The sequence below is a fragment of the Pedobacter sp. JY14-1 genome, from assembly GCF_029269825.1.
Classification (GTDB): Bacteria; Bacteroidota; Bacteroidia; order Sphingobacteriales; family Sphingobacteriaceae; genus Pedobacter.
Genome location: NZ_JARJHU010000003.1, coordinates 506,212 through 522,915 on the forward strand (window position 1 = coordinate 506,212; position 16,704 = coordinate 522,915).

Annotated in this window: 17 protein-coding genes; 11 read left to right on the top strand and 6 right to left on the bottom strand. The window is 46.7% G+C overall.

What is annotated here, in order from left to right; all coding sequences use genetic code 11:
* Window positions 1–135: 135 nt before the first annotated feature.
* The 3 genes from P2W84_RS08260 to P2W84_RS08270 all read left to right on the top strand — a co-directional run bounded on the left by P2W84_RS08260 (window position 136) and on the right by P2W84_RS08270 (window position 2,728).
* Window positions 136–1,260 (top strand): glycoside hydrolase family 43 protein, encoded by a 1,125-nt coding sequence (locus P2W84_RS08260; protein ID WP_276089648.1) that lies wholly within the window; start codon window positions 136–138, stop codon window positions 1,258–1,260.
* Window positions 1,261–1,365: 105 nt separating this feature from the next.
* Window positions 1,366–2,199: a hypothetical protein gene (locus tag P2W84_RS08265; RefSeq protein ID WP_276089649.1), complete on the top strand. Its 834-nt coding sequence runs from the start codon at window positions 1,366–1,368 to the stop codon at window positions 2,197–2,199.
* Window positions 2,174–2,728, top strand: a complete 555-nt coding sequence (locus P2W84_RS08270; RefSeq protein WP_276089650.1) for an NADPH-dependent FMN reductase — start codon at window positions 2,174–2,176, stop codon at window positions 2,726–2,728. The genes P2W84_RS08265 and P2W84_RS08270 overlap by 26 nt, the downstream gene beginning before the upstream one ends.
* A 34-nt stretch (window positions 2,729–2,762) precedes the next feature.
* Here the strand turns inward: P2W84_RS08270 and P2W84_RS08275 are convergent, their stop codons facing one another.
* Window positions 2,763–3,902 carry a serine hydrolase domain-containing protein gene (locus tag P2W84_RS08275; RefSeq protein WP_276089651.1) on the bottom strand — a complete coding sequence of 380 codons (1,140 nt, stop codon included), beginning with the start codon at window positions 3,900–3,902 and terminating at the stop codon, window positions 2,763–2,765.
* A gap of 162 nt (window positions 3,903–4,064) precedes the next feature.
* Here P2W84_RS08275 and P2W84_RS08280 point away from each other — a divergent pair, with 162 nt between their 5' ends.
* Window positions 4,065–4,790 (top strand): hypothetical protein, encoded by a 726-nt coding sequence (locus P2W84_RS08280; RefSeq protein ID WP_276089652.1) that lies wholly within the window; start codon window positions 4,065–4,067, stop codon window positions 4,788–4,790.
* A 9-nt stretch (window positions 4,791–4,799) separates the two neighbouring features.
* Entirely contained in the window at window positions 4,800–6,836 is a 2,037-nt protein-coding gene (locus P2W84_RS08285; protein ID WP_276089653.1) for a plastocyanin/azurin family copper-binding protein, read from the top strand.
* Window positions 6,837–6,859: 23 nt separating this feature from the next.
* On the opposite strand, the gene P2W84_RS08290 is transcribed toward P2W84_RS08285, so the two are convergent.
* The 3 genes from P2W84_RS08290 to P2W84_RS08300 form a co-directional block, all read right to left on the bottom strand.
* Window positions 6,860–7,096 carry a hypothetical protein gene (locus P2W84_RS08290; RefSeq protein WP_276089654.1) on the bottom strand — a complete coding sequence of 79 codons (237 nt, stop codon included), beginning with the start codon at window positions 7,094–7,096 and terminating at the stop codon, window positions 6,860–6,862.
* A gap of 91 nt (window positions 7,097–7,187) precedes the next feature.
* Window positions 7,188–7,412, bottom strand: a complete 225-nt coding sequence (locus tag P2W84_RS08295; protein WP_276089655.1) for a CDGSH iron-sulfur domain-containing protein — start codon at window positions 7,410–7,412, stop codon at window positions 7,188–7,190.
* Between the two features lie 77 nt (window positions 7,413–7,489).
* A complete protein-coding gene (locus P2W84_RS08300; protein ID WP_276089656.1) occupies window positions 7,490–8,389 on the bottom strand; it encodes a winged helix-turn-helix domain-containing protein in 900 nt (299 codons plus the stop codon).
* Between the two features lie 191 nt (window positions 8,390–8,580).
* On the opposite strand from P2W84_RS08300, the gene P2W84_RS08305 reads away from it, so the two are divergent.
* The 6 genes from P2W84_RS08305 to P2W84_RS08330 all read left to right on the top strand — a co-directional run bounded on the left by P2W84_RS08305 (window position 8,581) and on the right by P2W84_RS08330 (window position 14,297).
* Window positions 8,581–9,093 (top strand): hypothetical protein, encoded by a 513-nt coding sequence (locus P2W84_RS08305; protein WP_276089657.1) that lies wholly within the window; start codon window positions 8,581–8,583, stop codon window positions 9,091–9,093.
* A gap of 203 nt (window positions 9,094–9,296) precedes the next feature.
* Window positions 9,297–10,742, top strand: a complete 1,446-nt coding sequence (locus P2W84_RS08310; protein ID WP_276089658.1) for a serine hydrolase domain-containing protein — start codon at window positions 9,297–9,299, stop codon at window positions 10,740–10,742.
* A 50-nt stretch (window positions 10,743–10,792) separates the two neighbouring features.
* Window positions 10,793–11,695: an AraC family transcriptional regulator gene (locus P2W84_RS08315; RefSeq protein ID WP_276089659.1), complete on the top strand. Its 903-nt coding sequence runs from the start codon at window positions 10,793–10,795 to the stop codon at window positions 11,693–11,695.
* A 79-nt stretch (window positions 11,696–11,774) separates the two neighbouring features.
* On the top strand, window positions 11,775–12,614 hold the full coding sequence (locus tag P2W84_RS08320) for an SDR family NAD(P)-dependent oxidoreductase (RefSeq protein ID WP_276089660.1): 840 nt from the start codon (window positions 11,775–11,777) through the stop codon (window positions 12,612–12,614).
* Between the two features lie 18 nt (window positions 12,615–12,632).
* The gene (locus P2W84_RS08325; RefSeq protein ID WP_276089661.1) at window positions 12,633–14,066 is read left to right on the top strand and encodes a S41 family peptidase; all 1,434 of its coding nucleotides are present in this window, start codon (window positions 12,633–12,635) and stop codon (window positions 14,064–14,066) included.
* 33 nt (window positions 14,067–14,099) lie between these two features.
* Window positions 14,100–14,297: a hypothetical protein gene (locus tag P2W84_RS08330; protein ID WP_276089662.1), complete on the top strand. Its 198-nt coding sequence runs from the start codon at window positions 14,100–14,102 to the stop codon at window positions 14,295–14,297.
* A gap of 42 nt (window positions 14,298–14,339) precedes the next feature.
* Here P2W84_RS08330 and P2W84_RS08335 read toward each other — a convergent pair whose 3' ends face one another.
* Window positions 14,340–15,449, bottom strand: a complete 1,110-nt coding sequence (locus P2W84_RS08335) for a carboxypeptidase-like regulatory domain-containing protein (RefSeq protein WP_276089663.1) — start codon at window positions 15,447–15,449, stop codon at window positions 14,340–14,342.
* 12 nt (window positions 15,450–15,461) lie between these two features.
* A complete protein-coding gene (locus tag P2W84_RS08340) occupies window positions 15,462–16,703 on the bottom strand; it encodes a S41 family peptidase (protein ID WP_276089664.1) in 1,242 nt (413 codons plus the stop codon).
* Window position 16,704 lies beyond the last annotated feature (1 nt).

The window sequence follows — 16,704 nt, forward strand, 5'->3', positions numbered from 1 at the left end:
ATGTACGTTGTCTTGATCAGTCCGGGCATGGCCTTTCTCAGCTTCAGTACCCTTAGCAAAATTCTGACAATGATGAAAATGATGCACCGAAAAGCGCTATTAATTCCTATTTTTAAGACCTTAACCAGATATATTATGAAGTTCAGGATCTCAGTTTTCCTTATTGCGATTTGTCTTTTTCCGGCCTATTTGTCTGCCCAGTTCCCGGTCGGGCAGGATACGTATAAAAATCCGCTGCCTGTTTCCTTTGGCGACCCTTATATTCTTTCTGATAAAGCCAGCGATACTTATTACATGTATGGTACGGGCGGAGGCGCAAAGGATGGGTTCAGTACCTATTCTTCAAAAGACCTGATCAACTGGAAAAATGAGGGGCAGGTCTATTTCGGGAACAAGCCAGGTGCCTGGGGGGTTAAGGATTTCTGGGCACCGGAAGTTTATGCTTACAAAGGCAAATATTATATGTTCTATAGCGCGCACTGGGGCTTTAATCCAACAAATGAGCTGGAGAACTTTAAGATTGGGGTAGCTGTGGCAGATCAGCCTACGGGACCCTTTACTGATCTCTCGGATAAACCAATATTTGATCCCGGTTATCCCGTGATCGATGCGAACGTGTATTTTGACCCCAATGGTAAATTATACCTCTACTATTCCAGGTGCTGTTATAAGAACCCGGTGAAAAGCGAGGTCGCGGATTGGGCCAGGGGAAAAGGGTGGTTCAATGAAATTGAGGAAAGCTGGGTTTACGGTGTTGAGCTGAAGCCTGATTTCAGCGGGGTGATCGGTGAGCCGGTGTTGCTGCTTCGTCCGCCATTGAAAATGAACGACCCCCAATCGGAATGGGAAAGCCGTTCTGTAACGTCAAAGGAAGTCAACCGTCGCTGGACCGAGGGTTCCTTTGCGTTTAAAAAGGGCAACACTTACTACCTGATGTATTCTGCTAATTATTTTGGCGGGGCCAACTATGCGATAGGCTATGCCACATCCAAAAGCCCGTTGGGCCCATTTAAGAAGGCCGATAACAACCCTGTTCTCCAAAAAAATACCAGTCAGGGCGGAGTGGTAAGCGGCACCGGCCACAATAGTGTCCTTTTTTCTCCGGACGGGAAACAGATGTTCTGTGTATACCATGGCCGGACACTTGCTACGGGCGGCGACAGGGTGGTATTTATCGACCGGATGCGTTTCAATAAGGAAGGTAAGCTGGTGGTTATGGGGCCTACGACCACACCTCAGCCCAGACCGGTTTTGAAATAGCCCAGTACCATGACTTCCGAGACGGATGCGTGGCGCATCATTATGTAAGATTATAGCTGCATTCCTCGATAAAGATGACTATATTGGGGAAAACCAGATACAAGTATGAAAGCTAAATTTCTCTCTCTTGCGGTCACTATGATCGTATTCATTGCCAGCAGCGCGGCTGCGCAAACTCCGGACATCGTAGGCACCTGGAGATTGGTATCCCAGAAAATAACGCATCCTGAGGGTGGTGTCACGACTGCTGACAGTGCGGCCCTCAACCAGATCAAGGTGTACACGCCGACAATGTTCGTCAACATCGGGGAAAGAAAAATACCGCAGTTGGATAACCAGAAACTGGTGGTTTCCTGTGCGGGCGGTCACTATTCCATAAAAGGCGATGTTTATGAAGAGTTTACAGAGTTTGCTTCCTATGCAGGTTACAAGGACATGAAAGTGCGATTCAAGCTCACGATGGAGAAGGGCAAAATGCATACCGTAGGGTCGCTTTCAGGCGCAAACGGAGCGGCGACCATTTACGATGAATGGTACAGCAAAGTGGACCTTCCCGCACAAGGCAACACATTGACCGGCACCTGGAAAGCGATATCTCAGAAAGTCACTAATCCCGATGGCAGTGTTTTCACAGCCGACAGCGCTGCTGTAAGTATGCGAAAAATGTTTACCCCGGGAATGGTTATCGTGATCAGTGAACGGATCATTCCGCAGGCAAATAACGAAAAACTTGTTGTTTCCTGCGCTGGCGGCCCGTACAGCCTGCAGAATGGAGTTTATGAAGAATTCATTGATTTTGCCTCTTATAAGGATTATAAAAACATGAAGGCAAAATTCAATCTGAAAATTGAAGATAATCAACTGCACACCACCGGAACGTTAACCAGCGGAAATAATATGCCGGCAATTTACGATGAACGGTTTACGAAAGTCGAGTAAAAAGGTACTCATTATCATAGGCTCTGCCAGCAACGATTCATCTAATCATAAGCTGATGGAGACCTTTCGGAAACTCACCGCCAATGAACTTGAATCGCATACAGCGGTTGACCTTTCTTTACTTCCGCATTTTAATCCTTCAAAAACTGAATGTTTACCTGAGCAGGTTGAGGTGCTGTTGAACGCCATCAGCGCGTCGGATGCCGTGGTGATCTGCTCTCCTGAATATATTTTCAGTATTCCGGCTCGGGTGAAAAACCTGCTGGAGTGGTGTGTGGCCACAACGGTGTTTTCCGAAAAGCCAGTTGGGATCATTATCGCTTCTGCGGATGGCAGGGAAGGACATGCACAAATGCACTTGTTATTGAAGACACTGGGGGCAAGGCTCAGCGATGATGCTTCCCTGATTATTTCCGGCATCAAAGGACGTTTTGATCCTGAAAGTAACACGTTTCAAAGTGATGTCGTCAGCAAGCTCAGGCGTTTTGCAGATGGTTTAAAAGCATTGATCGCAAGCCAAGGTTCATAAAGTTTTCTTTCCAGATGATGGGCAGTTTTGCGTTTTATTTGATCAAACCGCTGTTGATCTTATTTTCAAGCTGACCCACACGCTGCTGGCTGGAGGTTTCGTTGACGATGATCACTATGCCGGACTGAATTTCCGGGTATAGGGTAATCAGCGTATTGAATCCAATCTTGGTATTGCCATCGTGATAGATGTACCGTTGGCCATTTTCGCTGTTGAGCATCCAGCCAAGCCCCATGCCGAAGCCGTCACGGCGGCCAAAGGTCTGCTGATGGGTTAACCGGATCGCGGCATCTTTTTCTGACAACTGCGCCTGCAGGTACTTTACCATGTCAATCAGTGTGGCATTCATGCTAGGTCCGATATAAAATCCGCTCAGGTTGATGTAGTTTACAGGTTCGCCCTTTCTATTGTAGCCCTGTGCGGATTGCCTGAGTTCAGCTCCGGACAGTATGGGTTTGATATGAGAAAGGTGAAGATGCTTTTGCAGGTAACTGTCGATGATTTGCCGGTACGGCTGCTGATAAATTCTTTCCAGTATCAGTGTCAGGAGCATATAGGCAGAACTGTTGTATCGGAATTTAGTACCCGGTATGGTGTCGGGCCGTATTGCAGACAAATCCTGTAACAGGCTGTCCTGATTGTACAATGAAAAGAAGTCTGCCTGCTCTTTAAGCGATTTGTCTTTCAATTTGTTAAGGCTGGCCTGTGAATATTGATGAAAACTGCCGGGCAAAGCGGATGTGTGGTTGGCCAGGTCTACCAGTTTAATAGGAATGCCCTGATACTGGAGGTTAGGGTAGGAGCCCGGCAGATATTTTCGTATATCGTCGTTCATGGCTGCTTTTTTGTCGATCACTGCCTGCGCCAGGGCCGTGGCAACGAATGTCTTGGCAACGGAACCTATATTATAGTACAGCCCGGCGGGCAGAAGTTTGCCGGTGCCCCTTACATTTTCTCCATAACGGTAATAATGCGGGATTCCGTGTTCAATTACACCAAGTACGATCCCGTTTGCAGCACTGTCCTTCAGATACCAGCATGCCGCGCGGTGAACGACGCTATCCAGCCGGGAACGCAGGGGGTTATCCGTCAGGGGTTTTTGCTGTGCATAGACCGGCAAGCTCAGGGCCAGCGCGGTGGTCGCTAGCAGAAATACATGCCAGGGCTTTTTCATTTGATTTTAGACGGCCGGGTATACCCGCTGTTACAGTTTTTATTTGAAAGATGATTTTTGTTAACATTCAGTGTGACGGATTCTTAGGTCATATGAAATGTTTTTTTATATATTTACGTGCAATCGATTGTATTGCCTGAAAAGACCAAATAAAACCATAAGATGAACATTTTGAAAAGGGCAGTGATGTGCCTCTCTTTGTTGATGTGCTGCGCAGGATATGTTGCAGCCCAAGCCCCGGGGCCATACGTCCTGACCGTAGGCAGCAAGCCTTACCTGATGCGCAGCTACCTGATGTTTGAAGGCAAAAAGCGAACTCATGTGATCTCTGTGGGTAACCCTGCCGGGGTAAATTATTCTTATGACCTGAAAACGGGTGCGCTCCTGCAGGTATGGCGCGGCGCTTTTCTCGATGTGACCGAAATGTGGAAAGACAGGGGTGAGCCACAGCTGGCCAAGCCCCTGGGAACCGTACTGGTACTCTCCGCTTCACCCGCGGTAACAGAACTTGATGGTAAAGACGCCGCCTGGCCGGATTCTATCGGATTTGATGCCCTGCAGAACAAAGGCTATACCCTGGACAAAAATAAAATGCCGGTATTTGAATACACCATAGGCGATGCAACGGTCAAAGACCAGATCACCGTAGCCGGAGATGCATTTGAACGGACGATAAGCCTTAGCGGAAACAAGCAACTGTATTGCCGGATCGCTTCCGGCAAAAGTATCGTGAACCAAAACGGAATTTATTCCGTTGATGCAGGACGGTACGCCGTCAAAGTGGGCGGAGATGCAAAAGCCTTTATCCGCCCTTCAAAAGACGGGCAGGAACTCCTGGTTCTCCTGGGCAAAAACAAGCCATCAGTCCGTTATTCACTCACCTGGTAATCCCTGAACATGACACCATCCAAATATTTATTGTCCGTTGCGCTGATCGCATTGGGCATGGCATCTGCAAATGCTCAAACCACATTAAATCCCCAAACCGAAGGACAGATATTTCCGATTACGACTATTCCAATCCCCAAAGAGATTGCGTTGGAGGTGGGCGGAATGGCATTTATGCCCAATGACGAACTTGCAGTAGCCACGCGCAGGGGCGAAGTATGGATCGTCAGCAATCCCTATATGAAAGGTGGGCAACCACCTAAATACCGGCTTTTTGCACATGGTATGCACGAAATACTCGGGCTGAATTTTATCAAGGGAGACCTCTATCTGACCCAGAGAGCGGAACTGACACGTCTACGTGATACCGACGGTGACGGCGAAGCCGACGAATACCGGACAATGTACTCCTGGCCGCTCTCGGGCAATTACCATGAATATGCTTATGGGCCTATGCTCGATAAGGAAGGCAATATGGTCGTCACCCTGAACCTGGGCTGGATCGGTTTCGGTGAGAGCCTTTCCAAATGGCACGGATGGATGCTCAAGTTTACACCGGATTTTCAGATGAAGCCTTTTGCTACAGGTTTCCGTTCGCCCGCCGCTTTTGCGCTCAACACGGAAGGCGATATTTTTTATGCTGAGAACCAGGGTGATTGGGTAGGTTCAGGCAGCATTACGCATGTAGCCGAAGGGGATTTTGTCGGCAATCCTGCAGGGCTCATCTGGGCGGACCAGCCCGGCTCACCTGTGAAACTGCGGAAAGGAGATATTCCCGATACCGGGGAACCCAAATACGAAGTCGCCAAACGGGTAGCAGGACTGAAAACCCCTAGTGTATGGATACCACACTCCATCATGGGCAATTCCACCTCCGGGATACTGACCTATACCGACAATGCCAATATGGGCCCCTTTAAAGGGCAGCTTTTTGTGGGTGACCAGTCGCAGAGTAAGATCAACAGGATTTCACTCGAAAAAGTAAAGGGCGTTTACCAAGGTATGGTCTTTCCTTTCCGTGAAGGATTCTCTTCCGGTATATTAAGGATGAACTGGGGGTCTGACGGCAGTATGCTGGTCGGCATGACTTCGAGGGGATGGTCCTCTACAGGCAAGGAAGAATACGGGCTGCAAAGGCTAACCTGGTCCGGAATCGTTCCTTTTGAGATCCAAACCGTTAAAGCACAGCCAGACGGCTTTGAACTGGAATTTACCATGCCGGTAGATGAACAGTCGGCCCGCAATGCGGCTTCATGGAAATTGTCAACCTTCACTTACAAGTACCACCACATTTACGGCAGCCCGGTCATTGACCAAAGCCCGCGCAGCCTTAAAGGCGTCGTGGTATCTGCTGACCGCAAACGCGTACGCCTGGTACTGGACAGCCTGAAAGCGGGATACATCCATGAAATCAGTGCTGAAGGACTGCGTACCGAAGGCAGTAAAATCCCCTTGTTGCACAATTATGGCTTTTATACCCTGAATCAGATTCCGGACGGCGATAAAATCGTACTGAGTCCGGGCAATCAACCTGTAGGTAAGATGGAGCACGACCACATGGCGATGGGTCATACGATGAACGGGAAATCACCGGCAAATTCCGGCCCGGCGCCAAAAGGAAGCCGTTCGCCGGAAAAACATATGACCAAACAGCCGGAAAGCTGGGCGAAAGGCCCGGACCAGGTCATCACACTGGGCACCAGGCCAGGGCTGAAATTTGATAAGGAAAGTATCAGTGTCAAAGCTGGGGCAAAAATCCAGCTAACCTTTGCCAACAGTGACGATATGCTGCACAATTTTGTACTCGCGGCGCCGGCCTCAGGAAATGCAGTGGGAGAGCTAGTGATGAAAATGGGACTGGACGGCGAAAAATACAATTTCGTTCCCGAAAGCCCTAAAGTATTGGCGCATACGGTTTTGCTTCAGCCAGGCCAGTCGGATACGATTTACTTTACTGCACCAAAGCAGCCGGGAACTTATCCGTTTATCTGTACTTATCCAGGGCACTATATGGTGATGAAAGGGGTGATCCGGGTGACGAAGTAACGGTCTTTCCGTTGGGTGTCAGCTTAGGCTGTAGCTTTCAGAGTACGCTGCTTTTGCTTACCGGTAAGCAAAAGCAGGTTCCTGCGCGCAAACGCCTTCCTGGATTTTAACTCCTGGGACAGCAATTCCTTGGTGATCGATTGATAGAGTGCTTTAGTACCACTGTCGGCTTCAGCAAATCCGGGCACGGAACTGATGACGATTGCTAAGGCATAGTCCAATACTTCAGGCAGTTTTTCAGTCAATAATCTCGTTTTCATAGGTATTGAAATAAAAACAATATCTATGCCTGAATTGAGCCTGAACTGCTTATTTACAATAACTTAACAATGGGTTTCCCGCTGAATAGGACTAAGCTTTTTTTGGCGGCAGGTCAAAGGCTATTGCTTCGTGCTCGAAATGGCCGTTATGCGATCCATCGCAAAAAGGTTTATTTTTAGAAAGCCCGCAACGGCAAATGGACAAAACCGTACGGCCCTGCAAGCCGTAAGCATTCCCATTTCTGTCCACGATTTCAAAATCGCCTTCTATTTTCACTGAACCGTTATTATTGATGGTAAGTTTCGTTTTTGACATCTTTAATTTGATTAGGCGTCAAACTTACCATAAACTAACCTTCAGCAGGAATATGTTTGCAATTTAGAAACGTTCTGTCAGGTTCTGGTATTCTTCAGTTCCAGCTTATACCCTTTACCACGTATTACAACAATGTTGACGTCCGGATCTGGTTCCAGCTTCTTCCTGAGTTTTGAAATGAACATATCCAGGCTGCGCCCCACGATCACACCTTCATCCTCCCAGATCTCTTTTTGCAGCCGGCTTCTGTCAATGGCCTCATTTGGAGAAGATGCAAAAATTCGCAACAGCCGGGCTTCAGTGTCCGTCAAGTCTGTCGTCTCATTGTTGATGACCAGCTGTCTTTCCTGTGCATCAAACATGATTGATCCTAAAGGGAACTTGTCAGTAGACCGGCCAGTTTTTAACACACCGCGCGGTTTGACCGACCTCAGAATAATAAAACCGACAAACGCTAAAAGCGGCAAGCCGCCCAGCAGATATCTGTTCTTTGCTATAGTCATTTCTTCCGGTTTGAATTTAACCGAGATGATGTAGCATGCGGTGGGTTGCACTCTGCGCTGACAAGTTACGATATCATCTTTCTTATTCCTGGATATAGCGAATCCATAAGCTACATCAGCCTTGTCACACTTCAGCACGTTAACTACATAATCAAGTGCGAGTGGATCTTTCGCCAGCAAACGACGGGTGGTATTTACCAGGGAGTCTGGCTGAAAAGTAAGCTCGTGTTCAAAGCTGATCCGGTATTCATTTTCGGAGATCTTTTCTACAGGAAGTACCCTGGATGTACTGTCGCGAGACTGTAAAAGCAGTTCATGTCCGATCCTGCGGAGCAAGACTTCCCTTCTGGCGACAGCAAAGCCGTCGTCGCCGGTCATACTGAAAGCCACACCGGCTACAGCGATAAACGACAGCAGTATGCATACGAACAGGTACTTGCGTTTCCCGGGAAGAAGGTTTAGGCGATTACGCATAAGGTCAGGATTTTGTTTACAAAGTTTGGAATTTTATTTACAATCCTGGCTGCTCAGCAATGCGATTTAAGATTTATTTACAGGTATTTACATTTTTATTTACAATCCAGATTCGCTGCGCCAGAAAATATCAAAGTAGCTTCGTTGTATCCATCGGAAGAATCGATGCTATTTATTAAACCTGAAAAAATATGAAAAAAATCATCTGTGCGCTGATCTTACTACTGGTTGTGGTAAGCGGACTGGTATTTGCCAATCGTGAAATTAAAAATGAAGCGGCTAAAAAGGAAAGTAAAGCTGCATTGAAAAAATGGGAAGCTGGCCCTGATGGGATTAAGTACAAGGCATGGAGGGCGTCTGCGGCTGGTGAAAAAGTGCTTGCCGGTACTGCCAAAATAAGGGGGCGCATCAATGCATTTAGCAATATGGAGGCCGTGGTTACCTCGCTTTCTCTTCCGTCGGGATCAAGGTTAGGTTTTGGTGTGATGGCCAGGATTGACGGTGATGATTATATTGTAAAATTTGATCCGGAAAAGGCTCAGCTTAAGCAATTGGAAAGCCTGAAAGTTGACGATAAAATAGTTATAAAGAGCCGTACCGTATCGCACGCGCCCAAATATTCATATCCGATCGTATGGTGCGAGTATGCAGAACGGAATGGTAAACTCATTTTTAAACGTGTTCCTCGCAAAGGCGGTTGCTGACGGCCCGGAATTAGTGTTCCGGGACGAATTCAGGAAGGTTAATGTAAGATATCGTTATCTGGCGACTGGTCAACCTTGCGTGGAACCTGGTAGCAGAGTAATATTAAGATCATTAGGATATGTAGCGGTAAAACGGTTATTTTGAATAACCACCGTGCTAACCGAAAGATTTTATAAACCTGTTTACCAATAGTCCCAGAACCATGCAAGTTAAGGCTTCTCATTTTTACTGCTCTGTCATTTATTGCTTATTGTTTCATGTCAGTCTCCGGACAGAAGCCCAGAAAACGGAAAGGCTGGATTCCCTATTTAATGCAGTCTGCGCAGAAAGTAACTTCAGTGGTTCTGTCTTAGTTGCTGAGGACGGTTTGCCTATGTATCAGAAGACAATGGGCTATGCCAACTTCGCGACGAAGCAACCGGTTACACGGCAGACCATGTTTGAACTGGCATCGGTATCCAAGCAGTTTACCGCCATGGCGATTATGCAGTTGGAGGAGAAGAAAAAGCTCAGCTATACAGATAGTCTGGAGAAGTTTTTTCCCGGGTTTCCTTACCGTGGCATCACGGTCCAGCACCTTTTGACCCATACTTCCGGGATACCGGAGTTTTTAGGATGGGGCGAAAGCCGGATCGATACCGGCCGGATCAACTACAACCGAGATATCCTTGAGTCCATGATCAAACATCCGCTGACACTGAACTTCAGGCCAGGGGAGCAAATGTCTTATTCAAATACCAACTATGTACTGCTTGCACTTATCGTGGAAAAGGCTTCGGGAATGCCCTTTGGCAAATACCTTCAGCACTATATTTTTGTTCCGCTGGGAATGGACCATACCAGGGTATATGCACAAAGGGCCGATCAGCCTAAAATTAAGGATTATGCTTACGGACATATCTATGATGGGGCAAAAGGCAAATTCGTGATTAACGACCTGATACAGGCAAACCGGTTTGAATATGTTTTTGACGGCATATCCGGTCCTTATGGTATCAGCAGCACCACTCAGGATCTATTGAAATGGGACCAGGCATTGTATTCAGATAAGCTGATCAATAAAGCAGGTCAGGAAAAAGCTTATCAGCCTTTTATGCTCAGCAACGGAGCGCCGGCAGCGCTGATGGGAACTCCATATGGGTTTGGCTGGCTGCTGATGCCATCCAGCGAATTTTCCGGGAAATCGTATATGCACTCCGGGGGCTATCCGGGATACATGAACATTATTGTGAGGTACGCGGAAAAAAAGAAAACCATCATCCTGCTGTCTAATGTATACAATGTAATCAACATCTATCAACTGGCTTCTGCTATCGAAAGTATCCTTTTTGACCGGCCTTTCGATATACCCAGGTCTATGCCTTTTAAAAAGAGTATCGTCCTTTCCCCTGAACAGTTAAAATTGCTGGAAGGGACTTATTCTTTAGTGGCTGCGCCGACTGTCAGCTTCAGCATCACCTCCTATATGGGGCAAGTTTACGCCCAGCTGACCGGTCAGCCCAAAGTAGAAATTTATCCGGCGTCTGAAACTGACTTTTTTTATACGGTGGTGACGGCACGTATTAAATTTTATAAGGACGCTGCAGGAGCTGTCAACAGGTTGGTCTTATTTCAAAATGGCAAGGAAGTCGAAGCCAGGAGGATGTGACGGAAAACTCTATATCAGTTAGTTTGGTTTGAATTGTGTAACTTTGCTTCATGGCGAACACAGAAACCCTAGAAGATTTTTACAAGCAGAAGTTCAGCTGCCTGCCTGACAACCTGAGCCAGGACATCGGTCACTTTAATGTTTTCAGGTCTGAGGACAGTTACATTCCCGGAGCAAAGCCTGTTCAATACAGCCGCAGGGATTTTTATAAGATCAGTTTGTTCAGGGGTAAAGGCCTTGTCCACTATGCGGATAAAAGTATCGAGGTTGATGGATCGGCACTGATCTTCTTCAATCCGATTGTCCCCTATACCTTTGAAAATATGAGCAATATCCATACAGGGAGGTTCTGTATTTTCAGGGAGTCCTTCTTTACGGAAATGGTACGTAATAATGTCAATCAACTGCCAATGTTCGCGCCGGGGGCCAACCCGGTATACATTCTTGACCAGGAGCAGGACGCGTATGTATTTGCCATCTTCGAAAAGATGCTGGCGGAAATCAGTTCAGATTACGTTTTTAAATACGATCTGCTGCGCAACTATGTTACTGAGCTGATCCATTACGCCATGAAGATACAGCCCTCTAACCGGCTTTTTCAGCACCCGGACGCCAATTCCCGCATTACGGCAATTTTTACCGAGCTTTTAGAGCGGCAATTCCCTATTGAATCCCCATCGCAGCGGTTTGGCCTGCGGTCTGCCAAGGATTTTGCAGACCGTCTGTCCATACACGTCAATCACCTGAACCGCGCCGTCCGTCAGACGACCGGTAAAACGACTACCGATCATATCATGGAGCGCCTGACGAGTGAAGCCAGGGCGCTGTTGCGGCATACCAACTGGAACGTATCCGAGATCAGCTATTGCCTGGGATTTGAGGCGCCGACTCATTTCAATAATTTCTTCAAGAAGCAAACCCAAACGACACCTTCGGCCTTTCGATCTGTTTGAATTTCGTAATCATTGGTTTGATTAGCGTATACGCTCCATGCGCTTCCGCTTTTATTTTTGTGTCATTAATAAAAGAGATATGGAAAACATCAGAACATGGTTTATTACGGGAGCTTCAAAGGGATTTGGTTTAAGTCTGGTCAGGCAATTACTCCTGGCTGGTCAGAACGTTGTTGCTACTTCACGTGATGTCAATGCCCTGATCAATGCGGTTGGATTAGCAGGTCCCAATTTTCTTCCGCTCGAGGTTGATCTGGCCAACGAAGACAGTGTCGGATGCGCTATGCACAAGGCAAATGCGGCGTTTAAGCGGATTGATGTGGTGATCAATAATGCTGGGTATGGCCTTGGGGGCAGCATTGAAGAACTGAGCGATAAAGAAACACGCGATTGTTTTGAGATCAATGTCTTCGGAACCCTGAATGTCATCCGGACGGTGATGCCTTATATGCGGGCGCAGCTATCTGGACGCATCATCAATATATCGTCTATTGCAGGTATCACCGCGACCACTGGCTGGGCGGTTTATGCGGCGACCAAGTTTTCTGTGGTGGGTTTATCCGAGGTGCTGGCTCAGGATGTCGCGGAATTCGGGGTTAAGGTGACTGTGGTTGCTCCCGGCGCCTTCAGGACAAGTTTCCTCGACAGTGGTTCGATCAGGACTGCGCAGCATACCATCCCGGAATATACTGCCGTTCATCAGACTCAGCAGCTCATGCTGGAGAAAGGCGGCGCACAGGATGGCGACCCGGAAAAAGCCGCTTCCGCGATCATTGACGTTGCACTTATGGAAAATCCCCCGCTGTACCTGTTGCTCGGCGAGGATGCTTATCAACGCGCAATGTCAAAATTAGAGCGACTGAAGTCGGAGTATCTGCTGAATGAGGAGTTGTCAAAAGCAATGGCTTATCATGGGTAAGTTTTTTATCTTGGCGGCATGAAATTTTCAGCCTTTGTGTTTCTTGTCCTGTTTTTTGGTACAACAGCCGGTTTAAATGCGCAGTATCTGGATCAGCTGTCCAAGCAATTGTATCCGCCATCTGATCTTAAGAAGGATATAGATCTCGTACAGACTACCCTGGAAAGAGAACACCCGAATTTATATTTGTACATCAGTAAACAAGCACTTGACTATAAATTTGACAGTTTACGAAAAGCCATAGACAAGCCTATTACAGCTACTGCACTATATATCAGGTTGCAGCGGGTGATCAGTAGTGTTGGCGACGGTCATCTGGTGCTGGAGATAGATTATTCGAAACTGACGCCGCAGGACATTGCCTTTTTGAAAAAGCCATCATTGCAGCACCCTATTTATCAGTTCGGCTACTATGTAACGGGGAAAAGGTTGTTTATCACGAAGAATTTATCGGACGATCCGAAAAATGTGCGGGGTTCAGAGATCCTGAGCATCAATGGTGTGCCTGCTGCAAGATTGATCGATAGCTTAAATAGTTATATCACGGGAGATGGTTACAATACAACCTACAAGAGGCATTTAATGAATGCGGGTATTTTTGCAGAACGTTACCGTTTTTTGTTTCCCCAAAAAGATCCACTGGATATTTCACTCAAATCATCTGGAATTCTCCGGAAAATTAAGCTGGAGCCACGGCTGGAGAAGGGCTTCGACAGCATTGGCGGCGTGAAGCCGCCCAATACGGAATATAAACTGCTTACGGCAGACAGCAATATCGCCTATCTGAAGATACGGACCTTTTATAACGGAAATGATTATGCCGGTTATCATGGCATTTTTGAAGACATCGGGAAACGTAAGTTAAAGACACTTATTATTGATTTACGGGGTAATACCGGCGGGGAGCTGGGCTGGGCAGCGAGTGTATACAGTCACCTCATCGATTCGCCGAAGTATTTTTATCGGCTTCCTCAGGAGTTAAAACAGCAGAAAGCGCTTTATGGTAACGAGCGGATACGAAGATGGATCGATAAATTATCCATATCGGACTACGGTGTGATCCAACCTTATTCCACCACATTTAAAGGAAAGATCTATGTGTTGATTGATGGCGGTTCCTTTTCTTCGAGCGCCATACTTGCAGCGAATTTAAAAGGTCTGAAAAACGTAACGCTTGTTGGGGAAGAGTCCGGGGGCAGTAAGAATGTCTTAACCGCGGGTGTGCAGAAGAGCATTACATTGCCTCATAGCCAGCTGTTGTTGCGTTATGGGGTTATCCCCGGATATTTTGGAGACATCAGCACTATCGATGGGAGGGGTGTTATGCCGGATGTTCCGGTTACTTACCAGGTCGAAGACTACCTTGCGGGTAAAGATCTGGAATTGGACTGGGTGCTTAAGGATATCGGGAAAAATGGGGGGCTAATATTAGGGGAGAACAAATGCGGATGAGACGTGTTTTTTAATGTAACAGCGATAAAAGTTATGGCAAATAAAAAGATCACACCATCCACACCGATCAGTCCAAGGGACGGATTTGACAATACCGGAACCCAAGGTTATGATTCCTTAAGCGATGACGGCTTCACAGGTTCTTCGACAAAACCCGATGAAAATACGGATGATGAAAGTCATACCGGCAGTTCTTCTGAAGATTTTAAAATTGATTCAAAGGAATCATAATATCTGGTCGAAGTCGACTGAAGCTATCTAACCAAGAGTAGATCATAAGTCGGGATGATATTCAAACGGCAATTGATCACCGAGCCTCTTTTCTCCCCAAAAGCCTTCGATGAAAAAGGTATTGTAGTGACCGAGACTTCCCTTTTCATCAATCAAGGCTTCGTTTAAATAAAGCTTAAGTGAAGTGCCGCCATAATTCAGGAAAATATTCTCAGCTTCCGGGCTTGTATCGGATTTAATTTTGGAGGCTTTCCTGGGCTCGTAATTTACATAAAGCCCGTTACTAAACTTTAGGGATACAAATGCTGAATCCACAATGTTAACAATGGTGTCAAATCTTACCGGTCTGGGATCAATGCTTAACTGGGTCGCTTGCATGGACTCATAGAAGGTTGATGAGAATACATGATGCGCCAGAAAGCCTTCCTTTAGCACTGTATTTTGGTAGACCGAGCGCAGGAAATGCATGAAAGACCCGTAATAGACTTTTTTTCTATTTTCCTGCCACTTGAGCTTTTCCTTTTTTGTGCCGTTCAGCTCTTCAAAAACCGCTTGACCGTCGTAAATTGTAATGGTTGTAGCAACGTTAAATTGAAACGTTTTAAGCAGGTATTTAATCCGGTATCCTAAAGCCCTGTTTTCTACAATCAGAAAATCATCGGTTGATGCCTTAAGTAACCCTTCTTTTTTATTAAAGCCAAATTTGATTATGCTGTCATTGAGTATTTTGCAATCCTTGGCGTTTTTTGATGTTCCTAAAAAGCTCTTTTTAAACAACTTGTAATTTTTGTCCCTGTCCGTGTCCGGGCTGATAACGATTTCATCCAGCGCGAAGGTTTTTTCCTTCAGGACAACATCAAGTACCACATTTTTATTTACTAACTGTACCTCCTGAACATAAGAAAAGTAACCGAGCATGTTTACGACTAAAGGAAATGTTCCAATTGCTAACTTTTCAAATTTGAATTTACCCTCTTCATCGGTTACGGTTATCTTTTGGGATCCATTGATAAATACGGTTGCTGATTTTAAAGCCTCTCCTTTTTCATTCAGTACCCGACCTTCAATATTAAAAGAAGATTGCGCATTAACTAACAGCACCTGAAAGGAAGCGAAAAGAAACAATAGAAGTGTCTTGATTGAAGTTGTCATGTCCCCGGAAAGTTATATGCCAATAAGCGCCATCACCTGTGAGATCCAATCGGAAGATTCATTGAGCGGTATGTCCGGGGCGATTCCAACTTCTTCATACCGGAGGTAATTTCCGGTGTCTTTCATGTCGGTGTTGTACAGCTGGAAGCGGCCGCTCGGCAGGGTAACCGGATCGCCATAGTTTTTCCCGTAGGCGATTACCCCAGCAGTGGTTTCTCCGTAGACCTTAACGTTCTTCCGACCTTTCAGCTTCAGCGTAAACTGCTCGGCATTGCTCATCACAAAGCGATTGACGAGGATGTGTACCCTTCCATGCCTGGCATAGGTACGGATAAGCTTTAAGAACTGTTCTGAACAGCGGTCGCCACCACCGCTATTGCCCCGAAGGTCAACAATCAGATCGGGTGCGGAAAGGGAATCTTTGACCTGGTCATGAAATGCTTTAGCGACTTTGAGGTTACTGTTTGAAGACTGAAAGCTGCCAAGGTGGAGGTATTGAAATTTTCCAGAAAGCTTTCCGTAAGTAAATGGTTTGGTGTTCCATAGTTCAGCCCGAGTGGATGCGCCGGGTTTTCTTAACTCCAACCGGCTGAAGATGCCCTTCTGGAAACCGATGTCACGGCTGTAGATCAGGCTCTTTGTGATTGGGCTGACGTAGACACCCCGGAACTTGTCTTTGGAGTGCTCGCGGAAAATTCCGAAAATCTCACCAGGCCTGGAGTTTCTGAAACCTGGAGATAAGCATGCCGCCACCAGGCTGTCGCGGACTTTAGTACGGAAGATGCCAACCGTTCCAAACTTACCTGCTGAATAGATTCCTTCGATGCTGTCCAAGGGCATTTTTTGCAATGCGTGTTGCAGTGAATCCAGGTTTAGCGTCACGAAGCTAACCTTCTTGAAAGCAGGTGTATGCTGATAAGCACTGATATAGGCAGAATCCTGCAGCTTGTCCATGCTGACGGTCCGGTCCCAAACCTGCCAGAATCCGAGATGCATGTCTCTGATGGGGCCAAGGAGTCTTGAGAAGTGATAAAATGTATCTAATGCGGATGGTCCGATCGATGCGGATTTTAGTTCCTGAAAAAGTAGGTCATACGCTTTTTTCCTTTCGCCCCTGATCTGATCGCGGTATCCGGGCGTTTTCTGAAGCGCAAGGTTAAGGGCTTCAAGGTCCTTCAAATGCAGATCCTGATCTTGACCTACAGCGTGAAAAGAAAGCAAGGTTAAGGTAATCAGGGTGATGATCAATTTCATG

Coding starts and splice junctions, on each gene's coding strand:
- P2W84_RS08260 (WP_276089648.1), top strand. CDS start 136: ATGAAGTTCAGGATCTCAGTTTTCCTTATTGCGATTTGTCTTTTTCCG.
- P2W84_RS08265 (WP_276089649.1), top strand. CDS start 1,366: ATGAAAGCTAAATTTCTCTCTCTTGCGGTCACTATGATCGTATTCATT.
- P2W84_RS08270 (WP_276089650.1), top strand. CDS start 2,174: ATGAACGGTTTACGAAAGTCGAGTAAAAAGGTACTCATTATCATAGGC.
- P2W84_RS08275 (WP_276089651.1), bottom strand. CDS start 3,902: ATGAAAAAGCCCTGGCATGTATTTCTGCTAGCGACCACCGCGCTGGCC.
- P2W84_RS08280 (WP_276089652.1), top strand. CDS start 4,065: ATGAACATTTTGAAAAGGGCAGTGATGTGCCTCTCTTTGTTGATGTGC.
- P2W84_RS08285 (WP_276089653.1), top strand. CDS start 4,800: ATGACACCATCCAAATATTTATTGTCCGTTGCGCTGATCGCATTGGGC.
- P2W84_RS08290 (WP_276089654.1), bottom strand. CDS start 7,096: ATGAAAACGAGATTATTGACTGAAAAACTGCCTGAAGTATTGGACTAT.
- P2W84_RS08295 (WP_276089655.1), bottom strand. CDS start 7,412: ATGTCAAAAACGAAACTTACCATCAATAATAACGGTTCAGTGAAAATA.
- P2W84_RS08300 (WP_276089656.1), bottom strand. CDS start 8,389: ATGCGTAATCGCCTAAACCTTCTTCCCGGGAAACGCAAGTACCTGTTC.
- P2W84_RS08305 (WP_276089657.1), top strand. CDS start 8,581: ATGAAAAAAATCATCTGTGCGCTGATCTTACTACTGGTTGTGGTAAGC.
- P2W84_RS08310 (WP_276089658.1), top strand. CDS start 9,297: ATGCAAGTTAAGGCTTCTCATTTTTACTGCTCTGTCATTTATTGCTTA.
- P2W84_RS08315 (WP_276089659.1), top strand. CDS start 10,793: ATGGCGAACACAGAAACCCTAGAAGATTTTTACAAGCAGAAGTTCAGC.
- P2W84_RS08320 (WP_276089660.1), top strand. CDS start 11,775: ATGGAAAACATCAGAACATGGTTTATTACGGGAGCTTCAAAGGGATTT.
- P2W84_RS08325 (WP_276089661.1), top strand. CDS start 12,633: ATGAAATTTTCAGCCTTTGTGTTTCTTGTCCTGTTTTTTGGTACAACA.
- P2W84_RS08330 (WP_276089662.1), top strand. CDS start 14,100: ATGGCAAATAAAAAGATCACACCATCCACACCGATCAGTCCAAGGGAC.
- P2W84_RS08335 (WP_276089663.1), bottom strand. CDS start 15,449: ATGACAACTTCAATCAAGACACTTCTATTGTTTCTTTTCGCTTCCTTT.
- P2W84_RS08340 (WP_276089664.1), bottom strand. CDS start 16,703: ATGAAATTGATCATCACCCTGATTACCTTAACCTTGCTTTCTTTTCAC.